Source organism: Haloarcula terrestris, from assembly GCF_031624315.1.
Classification (GTDB): Archaea; Halobacteriota; Halobacteria; order Halobacteriales; family Haloarculaceae; genus Haloarcula; species Haloarcula terrestris.
Genome location: NZ_JAMQOM010000004.1, coordinates 37076 through 56475, shown reverse-complemented (window position 1 = coordinate 56475; position 19400 = coordinate 37076). Strand labels below are relative to the sequence as shown.

The 19400-nt window shown below is 63.2% G+C and carries 17 protein-coding genes; 10 read left to right on the top strand and 7 right to left on the bottom strand.

From position 1 onward, the window contains the following. Positions 1 to 43: 43 nt before the first annotated feature. Positions 44 to 982, top strand: coding sequence for an ABC transporter ATP-binding protein (locus NDI54_RS10400; RefSeq protein WP_310896383.1), 939 nt, complete (start codon positions 44 to 46; stop codon positions 980 to 982). Further along, positions 979 to 1956: an ABC transporter permease gene (locus tag NDI54_RS10395; protein ID WP_310896382.1), complete on the top strand. Its 978-nt coding sequence runs from the start codon at positions 979 to 981 to the stop codon at positions 1954 to 1956. Before NDI54_RS10400 ends, NDI54_RS10395 begins: the two co-directional genes overlap by 4 nt. Here the strand turns inward: NDI54_RS10395 and ligA are convergent. The 3 genes from ligA to NDI54_RS10380 form a co-directional block, all read right to left on the bottom strand. Beyond that, positions 1951 to 4029, bottom strand: coding sequence for an NAD-dependent DNA ligase LigA (gene ligA / locus NDI54_RS10390; RefSeq protein ID WP_310896381.1), 2079 nt, complete (start codon positions 4027 to 4029; stop codon positions 1951 to 1953). The genes NDI54_RS10395 and ligA overlap by 6 nt on opposite strands. A 204-nt stretch (positions 4030 to 4233) precedes the next feature. Then, positions 4234 to 4551, bottom strand: coding sequence for a HalOD1 output domain-containing protein (locus tag NDI54_RS10385; protein ID WP_310896380.1), 318 nt, complete (start codon positions 4549 to 4551; stop codon positions 4234 to 4236). A gap of 141 nt (positions 4552 to 4692) precedes the next feature. Next, entirely contained in the window at positions 4693 to 5796 is a 1104-nt protein-coding gene (locus NDI54_RS10380) for a pyridoxal-phosphate-dependent aminotransferase family protein (protein ID WP_310896379.1), read from the bottom strand. 171 nt (positions 5797 to 5967) lie between these two features. Between NDI54_RS10380 and NDI54_RS10375 the strand changes: the two genes are divergently transcribed. Then, on the top strand, positions 5968 to 6129 hold the full coding sequence (locus tag NDI54_RS10375) for a hypothetical protein (protein WP_310896378.1): 162 nt from the start codon (positions 5968 to 5970) through the stop codon (positions 6127 to 6129). Here NDI54_RS10375 and NDI54_RS10370 read toward each other — a convergent pair. Then, the gene (locus NDI54_RS10370) at positions 6095 to 6637 is read right to left on the bottom strand and encodes a hypothetical protein (protein ID WP_310896377.1); all 543 of its coding nucleotides are present in this window, start codon (positions 6635 to 6637) and stop codon (positions 6095 to 6097) included. The genes NDI54_RS10375 and NDI54_RS10370 overlap by 35 nt on opposite strands. A 75-nt stretch (positions 6638 to 6712) precedes the next feature. Here NDI54_RS10370 and NDI54_RS10365 point away from each other — a divergent pair, with 75 nt between their 5' ends. Both NDI54_RS10365 and NDI54_RS10360 read left to right on the top strand, forming a co-directional pair. Further along, positions 6713 to 7336, top strand: a complete 624-nt coding sequence (locus NDI54_RS10365; RefSeq protein WP_310896376.1) for a hypothetical protein — start codon at positions 6713 to 6715, stop codon at positions 7334 to 7336. A 33-nt stretch (positions 7337 to 7369) separates the two neighbouring features. Beyond that, complete coding sequence (locus NDI54_RS10360; RefSeq protein ID WP_310896375.1) at positions 7370 to 9115, top strand: excinuclease ABC subunit C; 1746 nt, start codon at positions 7370 to 7372, stop codon at positions 9113 to 9115. A 108-nt stretch (positions 9116 to 9223) separates the two neighbouring features. Here the strand turns inward: NDI54_RS10360 and NDI54_RS10355 are convergent, their stop codons facing one another. After that, positions 9224 to 9940, bottom strand: coding sequence for a fumarylacetoacetate hydrolase family protein (locus NDI54_RS10355; RefSeq protein ID WP_310896374.1), 717 nt, complete (start codon positions 9938 to 9940; stop codon positions 9224 to 9226). A 252-nt stretch (positions 9941 to 10192) separates the two neighbouring features. Between NDI54_RS10355 and NDI54_RS10350 the strand changes: the two genes are divergently transcribed. Together NDI54_RS10350 and NDI54_RS10345 are read left to right on the top strand one after the other, a co-directional pair. Next, entirely contained in the window at positions 10193 to 11128 is a 936-nt protein-coding gene (locus tag NDI54_RS10350; RefSeq protein ID WP_310896373.1) for a M48 family metallopeptidase, read from the top strand. Positions 11129 to 11377: 249 nt separating this feature from the next. Beyond that, a complete protein-coding gene (locus tag NDI54_RS10345) occupies positions 11378 to 11767 on the top strand; it encodes an ArsR/SmtB family transcription factor (protein WP_310896372.1) in 390 nt (129 codons plus the stop codon). A 1071-nt stretch (positions 11768 to 12838) separates the two neighbouring features. Here the strand turns inward: NDI54_RS10345 and NDI54_RS10340 are convergent. Further along, positions 12839 to 13603, bottom strand: coding sequence for an IclR family transcriptional regulator (locus tag NDI54_RS10340; RefSeq protein WP_310896371.1), 765 nt, complete (start codon positions 13601 to 13603; stop codon positions 12839 to 12841). A 251-nt stretch (positions 13604 to 13854) separates the two neighbouring features. Between NDI54_RS10340 and xacF the strand changes: the two genes are divergently transcribed. From xacF to NDI54_RS10325, 3 genes are all read left to right on the top strand, one after another. Further along, entirely contained in the window at positions 13855 to 15306 is a 1452-nt protein-coding gene (gene xacF / locus NDI54_RS10335; RefSeq protein WP_310896370.1) for a 2,5-dioxovalerate dehydrogenase, read from the top strand. 711 nt (positions 15307 to 16017) lie between these two features. Then, on the top strand, positions 16018 to 17100 hold the full coding sequence (gene gfo6, locus NDI54_RS10330) for a D-xylose 1-dehydrogenase Gfo6 (RefSeq protein WP_310896369.1): 1083 nt from the start codon (positions 16018 to 16020) through the stop codon (positions 17098 to 17100). Between the two features lie 49 nt (positions 17101 to 17149). Next, entirely contained in the window at positions 17150 to 18325 is a 1176-nt protein-coding gene (locus NDI54_RS10325) for a mandelate racemase family protein (protein WP_310896368.1), read from the top strand. Positions 18326 to 18368: 43 nt separating this feature from the next. Here the strand turns inward: NDI54_RS10325 and NDI54_RS10320 are convergent, their stop codons facing one another. Next, positions 18369 to 19295: a nucleoside hydrolase gene (locus tag NDI54_RS10320; protein ID WP_310896367.1), complete on the bottom strand. Its 927-nt coding sequence runs from the start codon at positions 19293 to 19295 to the stop codon at positions 18369 to 18371. Positions 19296 to 19400 lie beyond the last annotated feature (105 nt).

Here is a 19400-nt window from a genome sequence, read left to right as displayed (position 1 = left end):
GGAACACGAAAGACTATACACGCGGCCGTCACAAACCGGCCGTATGGCTGCGATTGAACTGGATGGCGTCACCAAGCAGTTCGGGAGTCTCACCGCGCTGCAAGGGGTCGACCTCACCGTCGAGGAGGGCGAAATCTTCGGCTTCCTCGGCCCGAACGGGGCCGGGAAGTCGACGACGATCAACATCCTCCTGGATTTCGTCCGCGCGACCGACGGGTCGGCGACGGTGCTCGGCCACGACATCCACGAAGAACCGAAGCAGATCCGTGCCCGCACTGGTGTCCTCCCCGAAGGCTACGACGTGTACGACCGGCTCACCGGTCGCCAGCACCTCTCATTTGTGATTGAATCGAAAGACGCCGACGACGATCCCGACGAACTCGCCGAGCGGGTCGGCATCGCCGACGCCATCGACCGCAAGGCCGGCGGCTACTCGAAGGGGATGCAACAGCGCCTCGTGCTGGCGATGGCGCTCGTCGGCGAGCCCGACCTCCTCATCCTCGACGAGCCGACGACCGGCCTCGACCCGAACGGGGCGCGGCTGATGCGGGAACTCATCCGCGAGGAGAACGAACGCGGCGCGACCGTCTTCTTCTCCAGTCACATCCTCGGCCAGGTCGAGGCCGTCTGTGACACGGTCGGCATCCTCCAGAACGGCCGCCTGATCGCGAAAGACAGCGTCGCCGGCCTTCGTGAGGCCGCCGCCGGGGACACCGTCCTCCGCGTGACCCTGGCCGACGGCGACGGCACCGACGACGTGATTGCGGCGATCGAGGGCATCGACGCGGTGTCGGGGGTGACCGCGGACGGAAACACGCTCTCGGTCACCTGCGACGGCGACGCGAAGATGGCCGTCCTCAACGCCATCGAGGAGAACGGCCGCGAAGTCGCGAACTTCGACACCGAAGAAGCCTCGCTCGATGAGGTGTTCGCGGCCTACACCGAAGCACAGGGCGAACAAGAACAGGAGGTCGACGCATGAGTACCGAACAGAACCCCGTCAAGCGATTCGTAGGGGACGTGGATACGAGCATCAAGAACTCCGAGTTCGCCGACTGGTACCCAATCGTCAAAAAGGAGTTCGCCGACTCGATCCGGACGCGGGCGCTGCTCCTGCTGTCACTGCTGTACGTCGGCGTGATGGTCTTCCCGCCGGTCGTCATCCTCTATACGGACCTCGGAGGATCAGCACAGGGCGCGTCAGCCATTCTGATAACCCTGACACCCCAGATCCTCTCAGTTCTCGTTCCCCTGACCGCTATCGCGCTCGCGTACGCCGCACTGTCCGGCGAACGCCAGAACGGCTCCCTGAAGCTACTGCTGTCGCTGCCGTACACGCGCAGGGACGTGATCGTTGGCAAGCTGTTTGGTCGGTTCATCGCCATTGCGACGCCGCTAGCTGCGGTCATCGTGTTGCAAACGCTGGTCATCCTCCCGGAACTCGGCTCGGACCTGGATCTCAGTAACCTCGCTGCCCTGACGGTCGTCAGCCTGTTGCTGGCGCTGGCGTTCGTCGGGCTGTCGCTGGGCGCGTCCGCGGCGACTTCGACGACGAGGCGCTCACTGATGGTCGCCGCCGGGGTCTGGGTGTATCTGTATCTCATCTGGGACCGAGCAGCGGGGGGCATCTTCACGCTGTTGCAGGAACACGCGAGCGTCGAACAGGCGACGGCGCTGAAAGTCGAACTGTTCGTAAAGCTGGTGAGTCCGATCGCCTCGTACAACACGCTACTGAACTCACTGTCGGGCAGCATGTCCGCCAGAGAGGCCCGGATAGCGATGTTCAGAGGACTGGGTGGGTTCCTGCCGACACAGAAAGAGCAGCTCGCGGCACAGGTGCTGCAGGACTCCGTCCCGTGGTACCTCTCGGATCCGGTCCCAGTCCTCGTGCTCCTGTTCTGGTGTGCGTTCCCACTCTTCCTGGGCTACCGGATATTCAACGAGGCTGACCTATAGCACGCCGTGCCGTTCTAGCAGTTCCTCGAACTCGGTCTCGTTGAGCGTCTCGACGCCGTGTTCGTCCGCGTCGTCCTGTTTTCGCTGGCCTGGGTTGTCACCGAGCACCAGATAGTCCGTGTTGCCGGAGACGCTGCTGGTCGCTGACCCGCCGTGTCGTTCGACCAGGTCCTGCGCGTCACTGCGGGTGTAGCCGTCGAGGGAGCCGGTGAAAACGAAGGTCTGTCCCGCCAGCGCGTCACCACCGGTCTCCTCGGCGGCCTGCGGGTCGACGTGGTCGCGCAGGCGGTCGATGACGGCGCGGTTGCCCTCGCCCTCGAAGAACTCGACGATGGAGCGCGCGACGGTCGGACCGACATCTGGAACGGCCTCGAACGCGTCGGTATCACCGTCGTCGGCGGCATCCAGTATCGCCGCAAACGTGCCGAACGGCTGGGCGAGGTTGCGCGCCGTGACAGTCCCGACTTCGGGGATGCCCAGCGCGACGAGGAAATCCGCGAGCGGCGGCTCCCGGGCGTCGTCCATCTCTTCGACGAGGTTCCGGGCACTGGTCTCGCCCCACCCCTCCAGGTCGGTGAGGGCCGCGACGGTGAGTTCGTACAGGTCCGCAGGGTCCGAGACGAGGCCGGCGTCCAGCAGTTGCTTGACGGCTTTCTCGCCCAGCCCCTCGATGTCCAGCGCGTCGCGGCTGGCGTAGTGCTCGACGCTTCGCTCGCGTTGGGCGGGGCAGGTGAGCCCGCCGGTGCAGAACGCCATCGGACCGTCGCGCTCGACCGGACTGTCACAGGCCGGGCAGGTCGCGGGGAACTCGAAGTGGCCGTCGCCGTCGTCGTCAAGCACTTCGACGACATCCGGAATGACATCGCCAGCCCGCTTGATGCGGACGCGGCCGCCGATATCGACGCCCAGCTCTTCGACGAGCGAGGGGTTGTGCAGCGAGGCCCGCGAGACGGTGACGCCGCCGACCTCGACGGGGTCCATGAGTGCGACGGGCGTGAGGCGGCCCGTGCGACCGACCTGGACGACGATGTCTCGAACAGTGGTCTCCTCCTTGCGGGCCGGGAACTTGTAGGCGAAGGCCCAGCGAGGGGCGCGCGAGGTCGATCCGAGTGCCTCGCAGGCGGCCATGTCGTCGACCTTGATGACGACGCCGTCGATCTCGTAGTCGAGGTCGTCGCGCGCAGCAAGCTGGTCGTTCCGGTAGTCGATGGCCGCGTCGATGTCATCGACGACAGCGGTCCGGTCACACACCCGGAGCCCCCACTCGGGGAACCGCTCGTGCATCTCGCTGTGGCTCTCGAAGTCCACGGAGGCATCGAGCACGCCGAAGAAGAAGACCGAGAGGGGACGCTCTGCGGTCACCGAGGGGTCAAGCTGGCGGAGCGTCCCGGCGGCGGCGTTGCGTGGGTTCGCGAAGGGGTCCTCGCCGCGCTCGACGCGCTCGCGGTTGAACGCCGTGAAGGCGTCTCGTGGGATGTACACCTCGCCGCGGACGGCCAGGGAGTCGGGGTAGTCACCCCGAAGGCGCTGTGGGACGCTGGCGATAGTGCGGACGTTCTCGGTCACGTCCTCGCCGACCTCGCCGTCGCCGCGGGTCGCGGCGCGCTGATAGACGCCGTCCTCGTAGACGATCTCGACGGAGAGCCCGTCGAACTTCGGCTCGCAGAAGTACTGGACCTCGTCAGTGTCGAGGGAATCGCGGACCCGCTCGTCGAACTCCCGGGCGTCCGCTTCCTCGCCGCCCTGGTCGATAGAGCCCATCCTGGCGACGTGTTCGACCTCGGGGAGTTCATCCAGCGGTTCGCCGCCGACGCGCTGGGTCGGACTGCCGTCGGTGTCGAGGTCGAACGCCGATTCGAGCGTCCGAAGTCGGGCAAACAGCGCGTCGTAGGCCCGGTCGCCGATGGCCGGGTCGTTCTCGACGTAGTACCGGTAGTCGTGATAGCGGATCGCCTCGCGCAACCGGTCGGCTTGCTTCCGGGCCGTCGCTTCGTCGATGTCCTCGGGGGGCGCAAATTCGGTCGAGGGGTCCTCGGCGTAGGGATTCCCGGCGACATCGTCGGCAGTAGTCATATTAGAGGGGTGTTTCCGCCCGCGTCCAAAAACGGCTCCGCTCCTGGGTTATGCCCAGTAGAGTTCAGATGCTGATAACTAGCCCAGTAGAGTCTAAAGCGGTTTTTCATAGACACTTGCATGTGAAAGCGCGACTCATCGAACCCAGGACAGGCGCTATGGAGACAACAGTGAAAATATCGCAGAAACGCTGCAGTCCGACAGTTATCGGCCGATTCTGGCTCTGGGTGCCTTGATGACGAGTTCCCCGTCGCTTCGGACGGTAACCGAGTGACCAGCATACTCAAAGGAGATACTGACCGGTGTCGAGCGGTCCGACGAGTCAACGAGCGAATCCAGCGCTTCAGGGTCGATAGTCTCGTACAGCGGGGCGAAGTCGGTCTGCTCCCGACCGGTCATAGCAGAGATGTACTCCGTCACTGCCGCGCTTGGTCGCGTCTCGGCCCAGTCGAACTGCTTGCGGGTCACGTTCATCGGTGTCGAAGAATCGTCGTCCCCGCGTCGCCCGTTACTTTTACTCATAGTGGTTTGTCTATCTACACCAAGACAGTAAGTAGTAATATAGTCTTCCCAGCATTATCAGACTGTGAAAAGACCGGGTACCGCGACCGGAGCGGCCCAAATCAGGCAGTAACGTCGATTTTTCGTGCGTTCTCGCCCGGGTTACAGATCGGCCACGTCTTCGATTGCGTCGGTTAGCTCCTTGATACTCTCGACGGTGTGTTCGCCCATGTGTCCGATGCGGAAACTCTCCTCGCTGATGTCGCCGTAACCACTGGAGAACACCATGTCGTACTCCTCGGAGACGGCCTCAACCGTCTCGGCGACGTTGATGTCCTGCGTGTTCTCGATGCAGGTGACCGTCTGGGACTCGTAGCCCGCCTCGGGGTAGAGGTCGAAGTGCTCGCGGGCCCACTCGCGCGTGTACTCGGCCATTTCCTGGTGGCGCTGGTCGCGGGCGTCGTGGGTCTCATCGAGCATGTGCTTCATCTGCTTGCGGTAGGCGAGCATGAGCGGGATCGCCGGCGTGGAGTGGGTCTGGCCCTTCCGGTCGTAGTAGTCGAGCGTGCGCTGGAAGCCGCCGTACCACGACGCCGACTCTTTCTCCAGTTCCCGCTCGTAGGCCGCGTCGCTGACGGCACAGACGGCCAGTCCGGGCGGCATGGCGAAGGCCTTCTGCGTGGACGTGAAGATGGCGTCGATGCCGTGGGCCTCGATATCGATCTGGTCGCCGCCGAGACAGGAGATGGCGTCGACGATGAAGTAGGTGTCCGGGTACTCCGCGACCACGTCGCCGATCTCCTCGATGGGGTTGCGGACGCCGGTCGAAGTCTCGTTCATCACGGCCCCGACGGCGTCGTAGTCGCCGGATTCGAGCGCGTCGCGGATGTCGTCGGGTTTGACCGCCTGGCCCCAGTCGTACTCGATACGGTCGACATCCTTGCCGAGTCGCTCGGCGACGTTGGCCTGGCGCTCGCTGAACGCGCCGGAGGTCGGCACGAGCATGCTGTCCTCGACCAGGTTCAGCGTCGTCGACTCCCAGAACTCCGTGCCCGACGCCGTGAGCACGATGACATCGTTGTCGGTGCCGAGGAACTCCTTCGTGTCCTCGACGATGGTGGTGTAGAGGTCCGTCATCCGGTCCATCCGGTGGCCGAACATCGGTTCGGCCATCGCCTCGATAACGTCCTCACGCACCTCTGTCGGCCCCGGGAGATACAGCGTCTTGTCCTGGTAGTCGTCTTTGTATTCGCGTTTTTCGGTCACAGAACCACCTGTAGTAGGTGGGTACTCGAATCCAGGGGGCATGGTAGTTTTGATACCGGGCGAAGCGAATCGACGTGCCCCTAACGCGGTCTGGTGGCTCATACGAAGCATACGCAGACAGCGGTTGTACTCTCCAGGAAGTATTTACCGATTGAGTAGTCACAGTTGTCCATGGGCCGCCACACCCCGCTCACGGACGACCAGCGAGCGGCCATCGCCGATAGAGCGGTCGAGCAAGTCGCCGACACGCTGATTGAGATGGACGACGACTCGACCCGGTCGGGCCAACGCACACCGTTCAGCGGCGACGATACCGGCGGACGCCGTACATGACAAATCCGGCGTAGATCGCCGGCCCGAGCAGGACTGTCGGCGTTGTCGCTATCACGCCGCTGTACAGGTAGCTCAGGAGAACGTCGATAAACACCAGCAGGAAGGGGGCGAGGGCGAGCGCCTTCCCGCCGGTTCTGACTGCCGCGTCGACTGTCGACTTGGAGGCCCCAATTGCTGCAACGCCGGCGACAACGAGGATATACCACAGCGTGACACCTGGCGGTGAGACGGTCGGGAGCGTAACCAGCGCGATTGCACCAAGGGCGAAGCCGACGAGCCGTGGTCCGTTGTCGCTCCGGGCGACCGCATTCTGGATCCCGTTGAGGTCACCGGCGTTCAGCGCCGCTTCGAGGTCCGACGTGGTTTGACTGCCGCCGCCAGCGTCGAGAACTGTTGTCCCGGTGCCGGCGTCGACCGGGCTGTCGAAGTCCCGGCCACAGTGCATACACCACGTCGCGGTCGCACTGACTTTCTCCGAGCAGTGAGGGCAGCGGGGATCGGCGGTCATACTGTCATGTTCGAGGGCGGACAGTTAGCGGTTACGGGGGGAGAATATACACGTGTCCACGGGAAAGGGGGGTGTATGGATTGGGTCGCACGGGCCGAGAGCCTCCTGTACGACGGCGAGGTGATCGAAGCGGACGTTCGCCTGGATCGCGGCGGGGTCGTCGTGACCAGCCACCGCGTCCTCGTGTTCACGCCGGACCGCGAAGGGTCGAACTACCGGCAGGTCGACCGCCCTAACGTCGAGGGCGTCGATGTCACCACGAGCGGCGACTGGTCGTTCCTCGAACTCGGCGTGAAGGCGCTGGTCATCGGCGTCGTGCTGGTCGCCGCCGGGACGACGGTGAGTCTCGATAGCCTCGTCAGCAACGTCTCGCTGGACAGCGGTGGTACCGCCAGCGCCGTCGGTATCGGCGGGATGTTGGGAATGTTGCAGACGATGCTGACGCTGATGGCGCAACTGGACGACCTGATGCGGCTGTTTGGCGGCCTCGCGCTGGCCTTTGCCGCCGTCGTCCTCGGGGTCTACCTCTGGAGCCGCGACCGACTGCTCGTCGTGCGCGTCGCTGGCGACGACGACATCGAACTGACCGCACCGGACGACGAGAGCGTCGTCGAGCGAATCGAGGCCGCCATCGTCCCGGGCGCAACGCCCGCCGCCGAAAATCCTGACCAGCCACCGCCCGACGACCCGCTCCCGTGACGTTCAACCCCGCCGAGCACCAACCCTGAGCTAATGGACGCCGACGAGGTACGAGAGCGCTCCGGGTCACTGCCACGGGAGCCCGGCGTGTACCTGTTCGAGCAGGAACGGAACGACACGCGTCGGGTCCTCTACGTCGGGAAGGCCGTCGACCTGCGGGACCGCGTTCGTTCCTACGCCGACCCACGCAGCGAGCGTATCGCCAAGATGGTCGAGCGTGCCGAGACCATCGACTTCGCCGTCACCGACACCGAGACGCAGGCGCTGCTCCTTGAAGCGAATCTCATCAAGCGCCACCGGCCGCCGTACAACGTCCGGCTGAAAGACGACAAGTCATACCCGTTAGTCCAGTTGACCAACCATCCGGTGCCCCGGATCAAGGTGACCCGCGACCCCGAGGACGGCGCGACCGTCTACGGACCGTTCACCGACAAAGGGCGGGTCGAGACGGTGGTGAAGGCACTGCGTGAGACGTACGGGCTTCGGGGGTGTTCCGACCACAAGTACAGCAACCGGGACCGGCCCTGTCTCGACTACGAGATGGGTATCTGTACCGCCCCCTGCACTGGCGAAATCAGCGAAGCAGAGTACGCTGAGGATGTCGAAGCTGTCACGCGGTATTTCGAGGGCGAAACCGGTGTTCTCGCGGACCCGCTGCGCCGCGAGATGGAGGCCGCCGCACAGAACCAGGAGTTCGAGCGCGCGGCGAACCTCCGGGACAAGCTCGGGGCCGTCGAGGCGCTCCACGGCGAGGGCGACACCGCCGTCAGCGACTCCGGGGGCTACCAGACGACGGACGTACTCGGGGCTGCCGTCGAAGGCGAGCGCGCCATCGTCGCCCGACTCCACGCCGAGGGCGGCAAGCTCGTTGAGCGGGACCGACACACGCTGGAGGCCCCCGACGGTGAAGGGACCGCCGGCGTGTATCGGGCGTTCATCCCGCAGTACTACGCCGAGAGAGAACTGCCCGACCGGATTCTCTGTGCCGAGGACCCTGCCGATCCGGACATCGAGACGTGGCTGGAGAGCGAGGGCGTCACGCTCGGCGTGCCCGGAGCCGGGCGGGAGGCGACACTGGTCGATCTCGCGCTGAAAAACGCCCGCCAGCGCGGCGGGACTGACGACGAGACCGGCCGCCTGGCCGACGCGCTGGGCATCGACCGCCCGAGCCGCATCGAGGGATTCGACGTGAGCCACGCCCAGGGCCGGTCGGCCGTCGGCTCGAACGTGACCTTCGTCGACGAGACGCCCGAGAAGAGCGACTATCGCCGGAAGAAGCTCACCGAGCAAAACGACGACTACGCGAACATGCGCGAACTCCTCCGCTGGCGGGCCACGCGGGCCGTCGAGGGCCGTGACGACCGACCGGACCCGGACCTGCTACTGATCGACGGCGGCGACGGCCAGCTGGGGGCGGCCCGCGACGCTCTCGCCGAGACCGGCTGGGACGTGCCGGCCATCGCGCTGGCGAAGGACGAGGAGCTGGTCATCACGCCCGACCGCGTGTACGACTGGGAGGACGACGCACCACACCTGCATCTCCTCCAGCGGATCCGTGACGAGGCCCACCGCTTTGCCGTCCAGTACCACCAGACGCTCCGGGACGAGGTGTCGACGACGCTGGACGAGGTACCTGGTATCGGCCCCGAGACCCGGAAACGACTGCTCCGGCGCTTCGGTAGCGTCGACAACGTCAGAACGGCCTCTGACGAGGAGCTGACCGCTATCGACGGTATCGGCGAGCAGACCGCGGAAACGATTCAGTCTCGGCTACGATGATTTTGTATAGCATATAGTGGTTTATCAGCGTCGAGCGATCAAATCCGCTACTCTGTCGAAACGGGCCGAAGAAAGTCGCTAAGCTATGATTCTATCGGACAGACGCCGTTACGGCTCGACAACAGTGTTCCGGAGCGTCCCGACGCCGTCGTAGGTGATCTCGATTGTGTCACCGGGTGCGACCGTCCCCGGATTGGCCGGGCTCCCGAACGCGATGACATCGCCGGGCCGGAACGTGAACCGCTCCGAGAGATACGCGACCACCTCGTGTGGCCCAAACAGCATCTCGCTGGTGTTGGCGGACTGGCGGCGCTCATCACCGATGTCCGTGTGCATGTCGATACCGGTGGGGTCCACGTCGGTCTCGATCCAGGGGCCGAGGGGCGCGGACCCGTCGAAGGCCTTCCGTGCCGTTCGACCCTGCTGGTCCAACGCGTCTACGTCGTTCAGTATCGTGTACCCTCGAACGGCGTCCGGGACATCGGCCGGGTCAAGGTCGTGGCATCGTTTGCCGATGACCGAAGCTAACTCCCCGGCGTAGGTGAGTTCGTCGCTGAACGACGGGTACGGGATGTCTTGTTCGTGGGCCAGCAGCGCCGTCGGGGGCTTGATGAAGAAATCCGGTTCCTCGGGCCGGTCGTAATCCATCTGGTCGTTGGTGGCAGCGTAGTTCCGACCGACGCAGTACAACGCAGTCGGCTCACACGGCGGGAGTAGTCGACCGTCACGCCCGACCGCGTACTGGCCGTCGTCGGTGTGGACGACGCCGTCAGCGTACTCACCAGTGACCGGTCCGTCATCCGTCAGGAGTCGCGCGATTCGCATACAGAGTGGTTGTGTGGCGGTGAAAAAGGCGTGTCGGCTCCACCGTCGGTCCCCCTGGCCAATCGCTCGTTCTCCAGCCAGAGACACTGTGGGACCGCCGTTCCGTTGGTGCATAGATCCTCCATCTGCGACTCCGATAAATCTAATGTCGCTATATCAAATGGTCCAATGGGTGTGAACTCAGCGTCGAAGCATCACAGGGACGGTCGCACCACCGAAGCGATTTTTTCGCGCAACGGCGTACTGCCGAGCATGGGTGTGACCCGACGGCTCCTGATGGCCGTCGTCGGACTGTCGTCGCTGTTGATCTATCTCGGGGCCGCGTATGTGGGGTACGTCCTTCTGTTGCCGGTGTGGGACAGTCGCCCGTCACCGGCGGTGGCCGGGGTAGTCGTCATCGGAACGGCAATCGTTCTCGGCGTTGTGAGCTACTGGGGCGCGACAGCACGGCTCAAGCAATCACTCGATGCGGTCGAACTCCGACGGGCGCGTGCGCCCGACGTATATCGACAGCTCGACGTGCTCGTCGAGCAGATGGATGTCCAGACGCCGACGCTGCTACTGGCAGAGCTACCCGTCCCGAACGCGTTCGCTATCGGCGGGGGCGCTGGCGCAATCGTCGTTGATCGGCGGCTGTTCCGACTGCTCTCGGCCGCTGAGTTCGAGGCGCTGCTGGCACACGAACTCGCACACCTGGAGACCCGTGACGCGCTCGTCCAGACTGTCGCGTACAGCCTCGTCCAGACACTTGTCGGGCTCGTCGGTCTCGTTCTGTTTCCTGTGGTGGTGCTGACCGGCGGCATCGCCCGATCGCTTTCGTTACTCCGTGGCGACCCGTCGTCGTGGTCACAGTCGTGGCTCGGTCGGACCCAGCGGTACGCGCTACGGATCATTGCCATTCTTGGATTGGCGGTGACACTGCTGATACTTGGCTACTCCAGACACCGCGAGGTGGCGGCCGATGACCGCGCAGTCGAAGTGACGGGGAACCCTATCGCACTTGCCCAAGCCCTCAAAACGATCGAGCGGGCTTCGACGCCCGGTTTCGACCCCCTGAGACAACTGTACGTTCACGGCGAGACGGACACCGAACTGTCTCGCCTCCTGTCCACTCATCCGCCGATGGACGAACGAATCAAACGATTACAAGAGCGTGCACGGCAAGGTACCGGCATTCTGCAGCGGTGAGGATGAACGGTCCCCATAGTGGTGATAGCGTTCAGTAACCAATAGAAGTGAGTGGGAGAGTGTCAGATACATCTATTGTAGGGACAGATATCCCCAATAAGAGATCAGAATCTCCAAAAAGATAGTAAACGGAGCGATAGCGGCTATGAAGTGTGAATACGGGGAGCAGATCCGAGTAGACGTAAGCTGTTAACAGTGTCAGCTGTGGCTCGCAGAATAGTTATACGAGCAGTTATCCAACTACCGAGTATGACACAACAGACGGACCGTCTCGAACGGCTTATCGCCGACGAACTCGGCGATTGCTGTGCGGCGGACATCGAGACCCGGATCGAAACGCTCGAAGAATACGATTCGGCGACGCCCACGCCGAGCGAGCGGGAGCTCGATGCGTTACACACGCTCGGCAACGAGACCAGATACAACATCGCACAACTGCTGGCGACAGCCGACGGGCCGCTCTGTGTCTGTGAAATCAGCCATCTCATCGATGTGAGTGACAGCGCGATCAGCCACGCACTGTCGGACCTCCACGACGCCGGGCTGGTCAACCGCGAGAAGGACGGGCAATGGCGGTACTACGAGCCGACTGAGCGGACAACGGAGCTTATCGCGGCGCTGGATCGAACACGAAAATAAGGGCAGTACCGACTCTCTATATCCCCATTGAGGGCGACGTAGTGGTCCTAGAAACCGCTATGTTCTGTGGCTATCTACGGCTGCGTATGCAAGCCAGCATCCCCCGGCGAGCGACCAAGGCGGCGGCCAGCCACACATATGGGTGCCCGTTATGTAACTGCGGAGCGGACAGCAAAGACGATATTTACTGTCATCTGCTGGTCTCGCACCGAAAGAGCGCGCTTGCCAACGCCCTCCTCGAACGAGCTGATTGCGACCAATAGTCGGTTGTCCGGCAGGAGCACAGCCTGTCGCCGCCGTAATTGTTTAGCGCTGAGAGCGTGTGGACGTATGAGTCCAGATCAGTACAAATATAGTCAGATATCCGAATTATGCGTATATAAGTATCAGATATATATATATCTGCTTTGTGCTGAGATTGCATTACATGAACCAACCATCGTCGCGCTGCATTGCTGACTCCTATTGTCGCCGGTACGGAGATGGCGCGTAGTACAAATCGACGCCCTAGAGCCCGAGATCGCTTGTACGTGTCTACGCCGCAGGCATTGGGACTCTGCTGGCAAGCTTCAGTCCAAGTTTTGGGTCTATTTGCCGAAATTCAGATGTTTTAGCTTGTCTCTCGGGTTCGCAGCCACAGTCCGATAGTCGGCAAGCCTATTGGAATAAATTAGATAGCGCTATATCAAATTGTGAAAGAGACGAGGTAACCCCGGCCGAACCGTGAAGGCGCTAATAACAGCCATACACGTGTTAGAGCGAGGGACAAGAATTTATGTTATGAGCGGTCGTCGGATAGACCAGGCCAGTCACGGCGAGATAGTCACACGGAACACCGCAGACAGGAGAGAGGAGCGGTGAGTTATTCCCAAATCAGTGAACACTGCTCTGGCGCAGCAACTGTAAATTTCACGGAGCCACGAGGTAACGGACAGGTTCCGTATCCATCGATGGACCTCATGTTAGAATAGATGAAGATAGTCGTTCACGAAGCTGGAACCACTGGGGTCCCAAGCGAAACAGCAATTACCGGCCGAAAATCGTAGCGTCCCGGACGACTCCCGTTGCAGGTTAGGAGTAGGTGACGTTCAGTTCGATGACGTTAGCGACTTCCAGAACCTTCTGTGGAAGGTCCTCGGTGAACCGCTCGTCGCGGAATCGATTGGTCGGACCGGAGACGCTGATCGCACCGAGAACGGTACCGTTGTTGTTCAGGACGGGTGCTGCGACGCACCGGAGCCCGTCGAGCCGTTCCTCATCGTCAAACGCCACACCGGTTTCTCTAACAGTCTCCAGGTCCGCCCTCAGTTCGTCCAGCGTACTGGCCGCCTCGTCATTTTCGGAGCCGAGTCCGTGTCGCTGGCTGATTGTTTCGACGCGTTCCGGTGGCAGGTGAGCGAGGATCGCTTTCCCCAGGGCCGTGGAGTGGAGCGGAACGCGAGTTCCGACGTGGGCTTTCACCTGGACAGCCTGTTCGCCGCGGGCGCGGTACAGATAGGTCCCGCGGCCGTGTTCCTCGACGAGGACGTTCGCCAGCTCGCCAGTCTCCGAGGCGAGGCGGTCGACTTCGGGTTTGGCAATGCGGAACAGTTTCTGTTGGTGCCTGGAATACGCACCCAGTTCCAGAAACCGGAGCCCGACTCTGTACTGGCCGCCGTCGTTGACGATGTATTCCTCCTGTTCGAGCGTGCTGAGGTAGTTGTGGATCGTACTTTTCGGGAGATCGAGATGTCTGGAGAGTTCGGTGACGCCAGCACCGCCGAGGTCTTTGAGGCCGTTGAGTATCTGGAACGTCGTCTCGACAGATTTGACCGGATTTTGTGCCGTTCGTGCCATGTTTGAGTTATCAGCGTCGGAGCGAGACTGCGCCGCGGGCGACCCGAGCGTCTACATCCGCGGTTCGGGGCGCAGCCAATACTGCATGTTCGTTATACACAGATTGTCGACACTCTCTCATTTAAACCCATCGCTCACACGCAGCGGAAGGCGACGAACGGAACTGGCTCGGCATGCTTTCGGTTCCGAGAAGAACAAAACGGAGAGGGATGGGAAACGCGTAAGTATCGGGGACGCGATGCCTCGAACGTATGACGCAGACGTACGAGAACTATATCGGTGGCGAGTGGACCGGAAGCGAATCCGGGGAGACACAGGACGTGACAAACCCGGCAGACGAGAGCGATGTCGTCAGCACGGTTCCGGTGTCCTCGACCGAGGAGACGGACGAAGCAGTCGCCGCTGCCGCCACAGCGACGGACGAGTGGGCCGAGATGCCAGGGCCGGAGCGCGGTGCGATTCTCCGCGAGACCGGTGAGATTCTGAAATCCCGGAAAGACGAACTGGCGGAGACACTGACCCGTGAAGAGGGGAAGCCACTCGGCGAAGCCGAGGGCGAGGTACAGCGGGCGATTGACATCTTCTACTACTACGCCGAGAAGGCCCGCGACTTCGGCGGCACCGTCAAACAGCCAAGTGGCGGCCGCGCCGGCCTGCAGACGAAGAAGGAGCCGATGGGCGTCGCGGCGCTGATTACGCCGTGGAACTACCCCATCGCGATTCCGGCCTGGAAGATCGCGCCGGCGCTTGCGGTCGGGAACACCGTCGTCATCAAGCCCGCGATGCAGGCACCGACCGTCGGTGCGATGATCGTCGAGGCCCTAGACGAGGCCGGCATTCCGGACGGCGCTATCAACCTGGTCTGTGGCCCCGGCAGCGAGGTCGGCGAGCGCCTGACCACGCACGACGATGTCGACGTGGTGTCGTTCACCGGCAGCGCCTCGGTCGGCGAGCATGTCTACGATCAGGCGACGAACAACGGCAAGCGCGCGCAGGCGGAGATGGGCGGAAAGAACCCGACCGTCGTCATGCCCAGCGCCGACGTGGACAAGGCGGCCGACATCGTCGGCGCCGGGGCGTTCGGCGGCACCGGACAGGCCTGTACCGCGACCTCCCGGGCCATCGTCCACGAGGACGTGTACGACGAGTTCCTCGACGCCGTCGTCGACTACGCCGAGTCCTTAGAGATCGGGAACGGCCTCGAACGGGCGGGCATGGGGCCCCACGTTAGCGAGGACGAACTCTCGGGGAGCCTGGAGTACATCGACATCGCCGAGTCGGAAGGGGCAACCCTCGAAACCGGCGGCGAAGAACTCACCGGTGGCGAATACGACGCCGGGAACTTCATCTCGCCGGCCGTCTTCTCCGATGTCGAACCGGACATGCGCATCGCACAGGAAGAGGTGTTCGGTCCGGTCCTCGCCGTGATCCCCGTCTCCGACTTCGACGAGGGCGTCGAAGTCGCCAACGACATCGACTACGGGCTCTCGGCCAGTGTCGTGACCGACCGAATCGAGGAAGAAAACGAGTTCATCGAGCGCTCCGAGTCCGGCGTGGTCAAGGTCAACGAGAAGACCACCGGGCTGGAGCTACACGTGCCCTTCGGCGGCCTCAAGCGCTCCTCGACGAACACCTACCGCGAGCAGGGCGACGCCGGCCTGGAGTTCTTCAGCTACATCAAGACGGTGTACCGCAACAGCTAAGCAGGCGGTCACCGCCGTGATGTGACAGTTGGGTAACAAAACATTTATATATTGTTAATCTCTACGTGTTATTGCTCTTGTCCACCGCAAGAGCGTGCAAAGTCATGGTCGTAGCCCACCGACCGACGATGGTGGAACGGTCCCAGCATCGGCACTGTCTGTCCCGTACAGACGTTCCACTCTCGTTATTGCCCCAACATCCGCGCGTTTCGCTGCCGCGAAATACCACAACTAGACCCCCTAAGCGCAGCGAGAACCGGGGACTGAGCGGTTGGGCACAGCACCGTTCCGTCTTTGACAGTCCGTTCACACGTCCCGTTCCACCGTATCGAACGCAGCGGTGTTGGCGTTCCGAAGCGATCACACGCAGACAACGGGTGGGCCGCAGATCAACACAGTTGTTCAGTATCGCGGAACGCCTTCCGTAACGAGTGTACTGCCGTTATTCTCAATACCGGAAGCCCGAGATACAGACGTATATCGCCCAGAGACGGCCGACAAGACGGTATTTTTTGCACGAGGGTATCGACCGGTCGCTGTAGCAAGTCAGCAGCGGAGACGGCTCACCGTTCCACCATAACAAACATTTATGCCACCTGCCGGGATTCATTTGCTTGATGCATGAACTATCATTCGCCAGTCCGGGACAGTACAGGTCAGTTCGGGTGTGCCAACACAAGACATAATATCCGGCCAGCCGATGGCAGCGCCATGGACATCGACGCGCTCACGGCCGGGTTCGACCGTCGAGACTGGCAGGACCGGACCGAAACCGACAGTCCGGTTCGTTTTGCGATGATCGGCGTCGGCTGGTGGACCACCGAGCAGGCGATGCCTGCCGTCGACGCGGGGGACCTCTGTGAGACGACCGTACTGGTCAGTGGCGACCGGGAAAAGGCGGCCGGCGTGGCCGCCGATTCGGAGACCGTCGAGCACGCGATTACCTACGAGGAGTTCCACGACGGGGCCGCGAGCGACGCGTACGACGCCGTCTACATCGTCACCCCCAACGCCCGCCATCTGCCCTTCGTCGAGACGGCCGCGGAACTGGACAAGGACATCCTCTGTGAGAAGCCGATGGAGGCCACCATCGAGCGCGCCGAGCGGATGGTCGAGGTGTGTGCCGACCACAACGCGACGCTGATGATCGCCTACCGGATGCACACCGAACCGGCCGTCCGGCGGGCCAAAGACCTCATCGACGAGGGGTACATCGGCGAGCCGCTGTTCGTCCACGGGAACATGACCGAGCCCATCCTCGAACTCGTCCCCGACCCCGACCAGTGGCGGCTAGACTGGGAGCTTTCGGGCGGCTGTGCTGTCATGGACATCGGCCTCTATCCGCTGAACACGAGCCGGTTCCTGCTGGACGCCGACCCGGTCGCGGTCCGAGGGACGGTCGCCTCAGTGCAGGAGGAGTTCGCGGACGTGCCCGACGAACACGGCGCGTTCCAGCTTGATTTCCCCGGACACGTCTATGCCGTGTGTACCGCCAGCCAGAATGCCCACCTCGACAGCCACATCTCCGTACTGGGCACCGAAGGAAAGGTCCACGTCGAACCGGCCTTCTACCCCTGGGACGACCGTGCACTCCAACTTTCCCACGAGGGCACGACGGTCGATATCGACTTCGAGCAGATCGACCAGATGGAAGAGGAGTTCGAGTACTTCGCCCACTGCCTGCTGACCGACACCGACCCCTACGCCGACGGCGAGCACGGCCTCGTCGACATCAAGACGGTCAAGGCCGTCTACGAGGCTGCCGAAACGGAGTCGACGGTCACGCTGGAGTGAGTGCTGTGGCGGGGTAGTTTTAATAGCCCAACCCCGGAACGATATGTAAATGTCGCCAAAAATAACAAAGATCGAAAGCCGGGAATTCGAGTACCCCCTCGAAGACGTGGGGACCGACAAGCACGGCTTCAATCTGGTGTACGCGCCGGGAGAGACGACGACCCGGAAGCTGTTCGGCGTCCGGGTTCATACCGACGAGGGCATTACCGGCGAGTACGTCGGCGGCAACTCGCCGGCGGCCGCCCAGTACAACATCGTCGCGAAGTACCTCATCGGCAAGGACCCGCTGAAACGCGAGAAACACTGGTCCGAGTGCAAGCGCGCGCTCCGGAAGTACGACCGGATGGGCATCGGCCCCATCGACATCGCGCTGTGGGACTTCGCCGGCAAGTACTACGACGCGCCGATCCACGAACTGCTGGGGACCTACCGCGAGCGAATCCCCGCCTACGCGTCGACCTATCACGGCGACGACGCCGGCGGGCTTGACTCACCGGAAGCCTTCGCCGACTTCGCCGAGGACTGTCGCGACGAGGGCTTTGGCGGCTTCAAGATCCACGGCTGGGGCGGTGGCGACGACGCCCGCAGCCTCGACCGCGAAATCGAGGCCGTCCACGCCGTGGGCGAAGCCGTCGGCGACGAGATGGACCTGATGCACGACCCCGCCTGCGAACTGGAGACGTTCGCCGACGCGCTCGAACTCGGCCGGGCGCTCGATGAACAGGGCTTCTTCTGGTACGAGGACCCGTTCCGGGACGGCGGCATCTCACAGCACGCCCACAAGAAACTGGCACAGAAGCTGGATACGCCGATTCTCCAGACCGAGCACATCCGCGGGCTGGAGATCAAGTCAGATTTCGCCGCCAACGAGGCGACCGACTTCCTCCGGGCCGACCCCGAGTACGACGCGGGCATCACCGGCGCGATCAAGGTGGCCCGCATGGCCGAGGCGTTCGGCCTCGACGTGGAGTTCCACGCGCCGGGGCCGGCCCAGCGCCACTGCATCGCCGCCTGCCGGAACTCGAACTACTACGAGATGGCGCTGGTCCACCCGGACTGCCAGAACACCCAGCCACCGGTGTACGAGGGCGGTTACTCCGACCTGATGGACGCTGTCGACGACGACGGGACGGTCAGTGTCCCCGACGGCCCCGGGCTGGGCGTCGAATACGACTGGGGGTACATCGAGGACAACACCACCGGAAGCGTCCACACCTACGAGTAGCGCCGAAAGCGGCGCAATCGGTCTCATAGAGCCGGATTTCGAATCAGTCTGCCACGTAGGCCCGGACGCCCGTTTCGAGAATATCGCGGTAGTGAGCCACGTCGATATCGACAGCGACGCGGCCGTTGGGGTCGTTGTCGGTCGTGCCGTGCTCGTCACAGATGACGGCCCCGTGGCAGGGGCCGCCGGTCGTGTCCACCTCGATGTAGTACTCCTCAAAGCCAAGGACCGAGTCGTCGATGATGTCGGCGACGACGGCGGCGTCGTGGATGGCCGGCGCGTCGGCCAGCGGGTAGGTTCCGGAGTCGGGGCGGTAATCGAGCCACTCAGCGATGGTCCCGCGGACGCCGCCGGCCTCGCGGAACTCTTCAATGAACTCGGGGGAGACGGTGGCACGGTTGGTCACGTCCAGGCCGACCATCCGCGGGTCGGCATCCTGAAGAACACGGCTAGCCGCCGCGGGGTCATTGTGAAAGTTCGCCTCGGCCATCGGCGTCACGTTCCCCGTCGTCATCGCCGCCCCACCCATGAGATAGATGTCCGCGACCAGATCGGGCAGACGAGGCTCCTTCGCCAGCGCGATTGCCAGGTTCGGGAGCGGGCCGACGGCCGCAATCGTCAGTTCGTCGCCGTACTCGTGGGCGGCTTCGACGATTGCGTCGGCCCCGTGGATGTCCCGCGTGTCGCCGTCCACGTCGGGTATGTCACCGTGGAGGCCGTTCTCGCCGTGGATCCACTCGGCGGTGTCGAGTTCGTCCACGAGCGGGCGACCACAGCCCCGGGCCACCGGCACGTCGTAGCCCCCGAGAGCCAGTATCGCGTGGGTGTTGCGCGTCGTGTTCTCGATAGTCGTGTTCCCGCAGACCGTCGAGAGGCCGACCACGTCTATCCCATCGTGGCCGAGCGCCATCGCCAACATGACCGCGTCGTCGCAGCCGGGATCCGTATCGAAAAACACCTTGCGTGACATACCTCCGAAGTTCCGTCCAGCGGGTATTAAAACTGGTCCGGGCTGTCCGTGCCACTGCGGTGCCCGCGTGGACAGACCAGCGACGGTCTGTGGGTCATCTGTCGG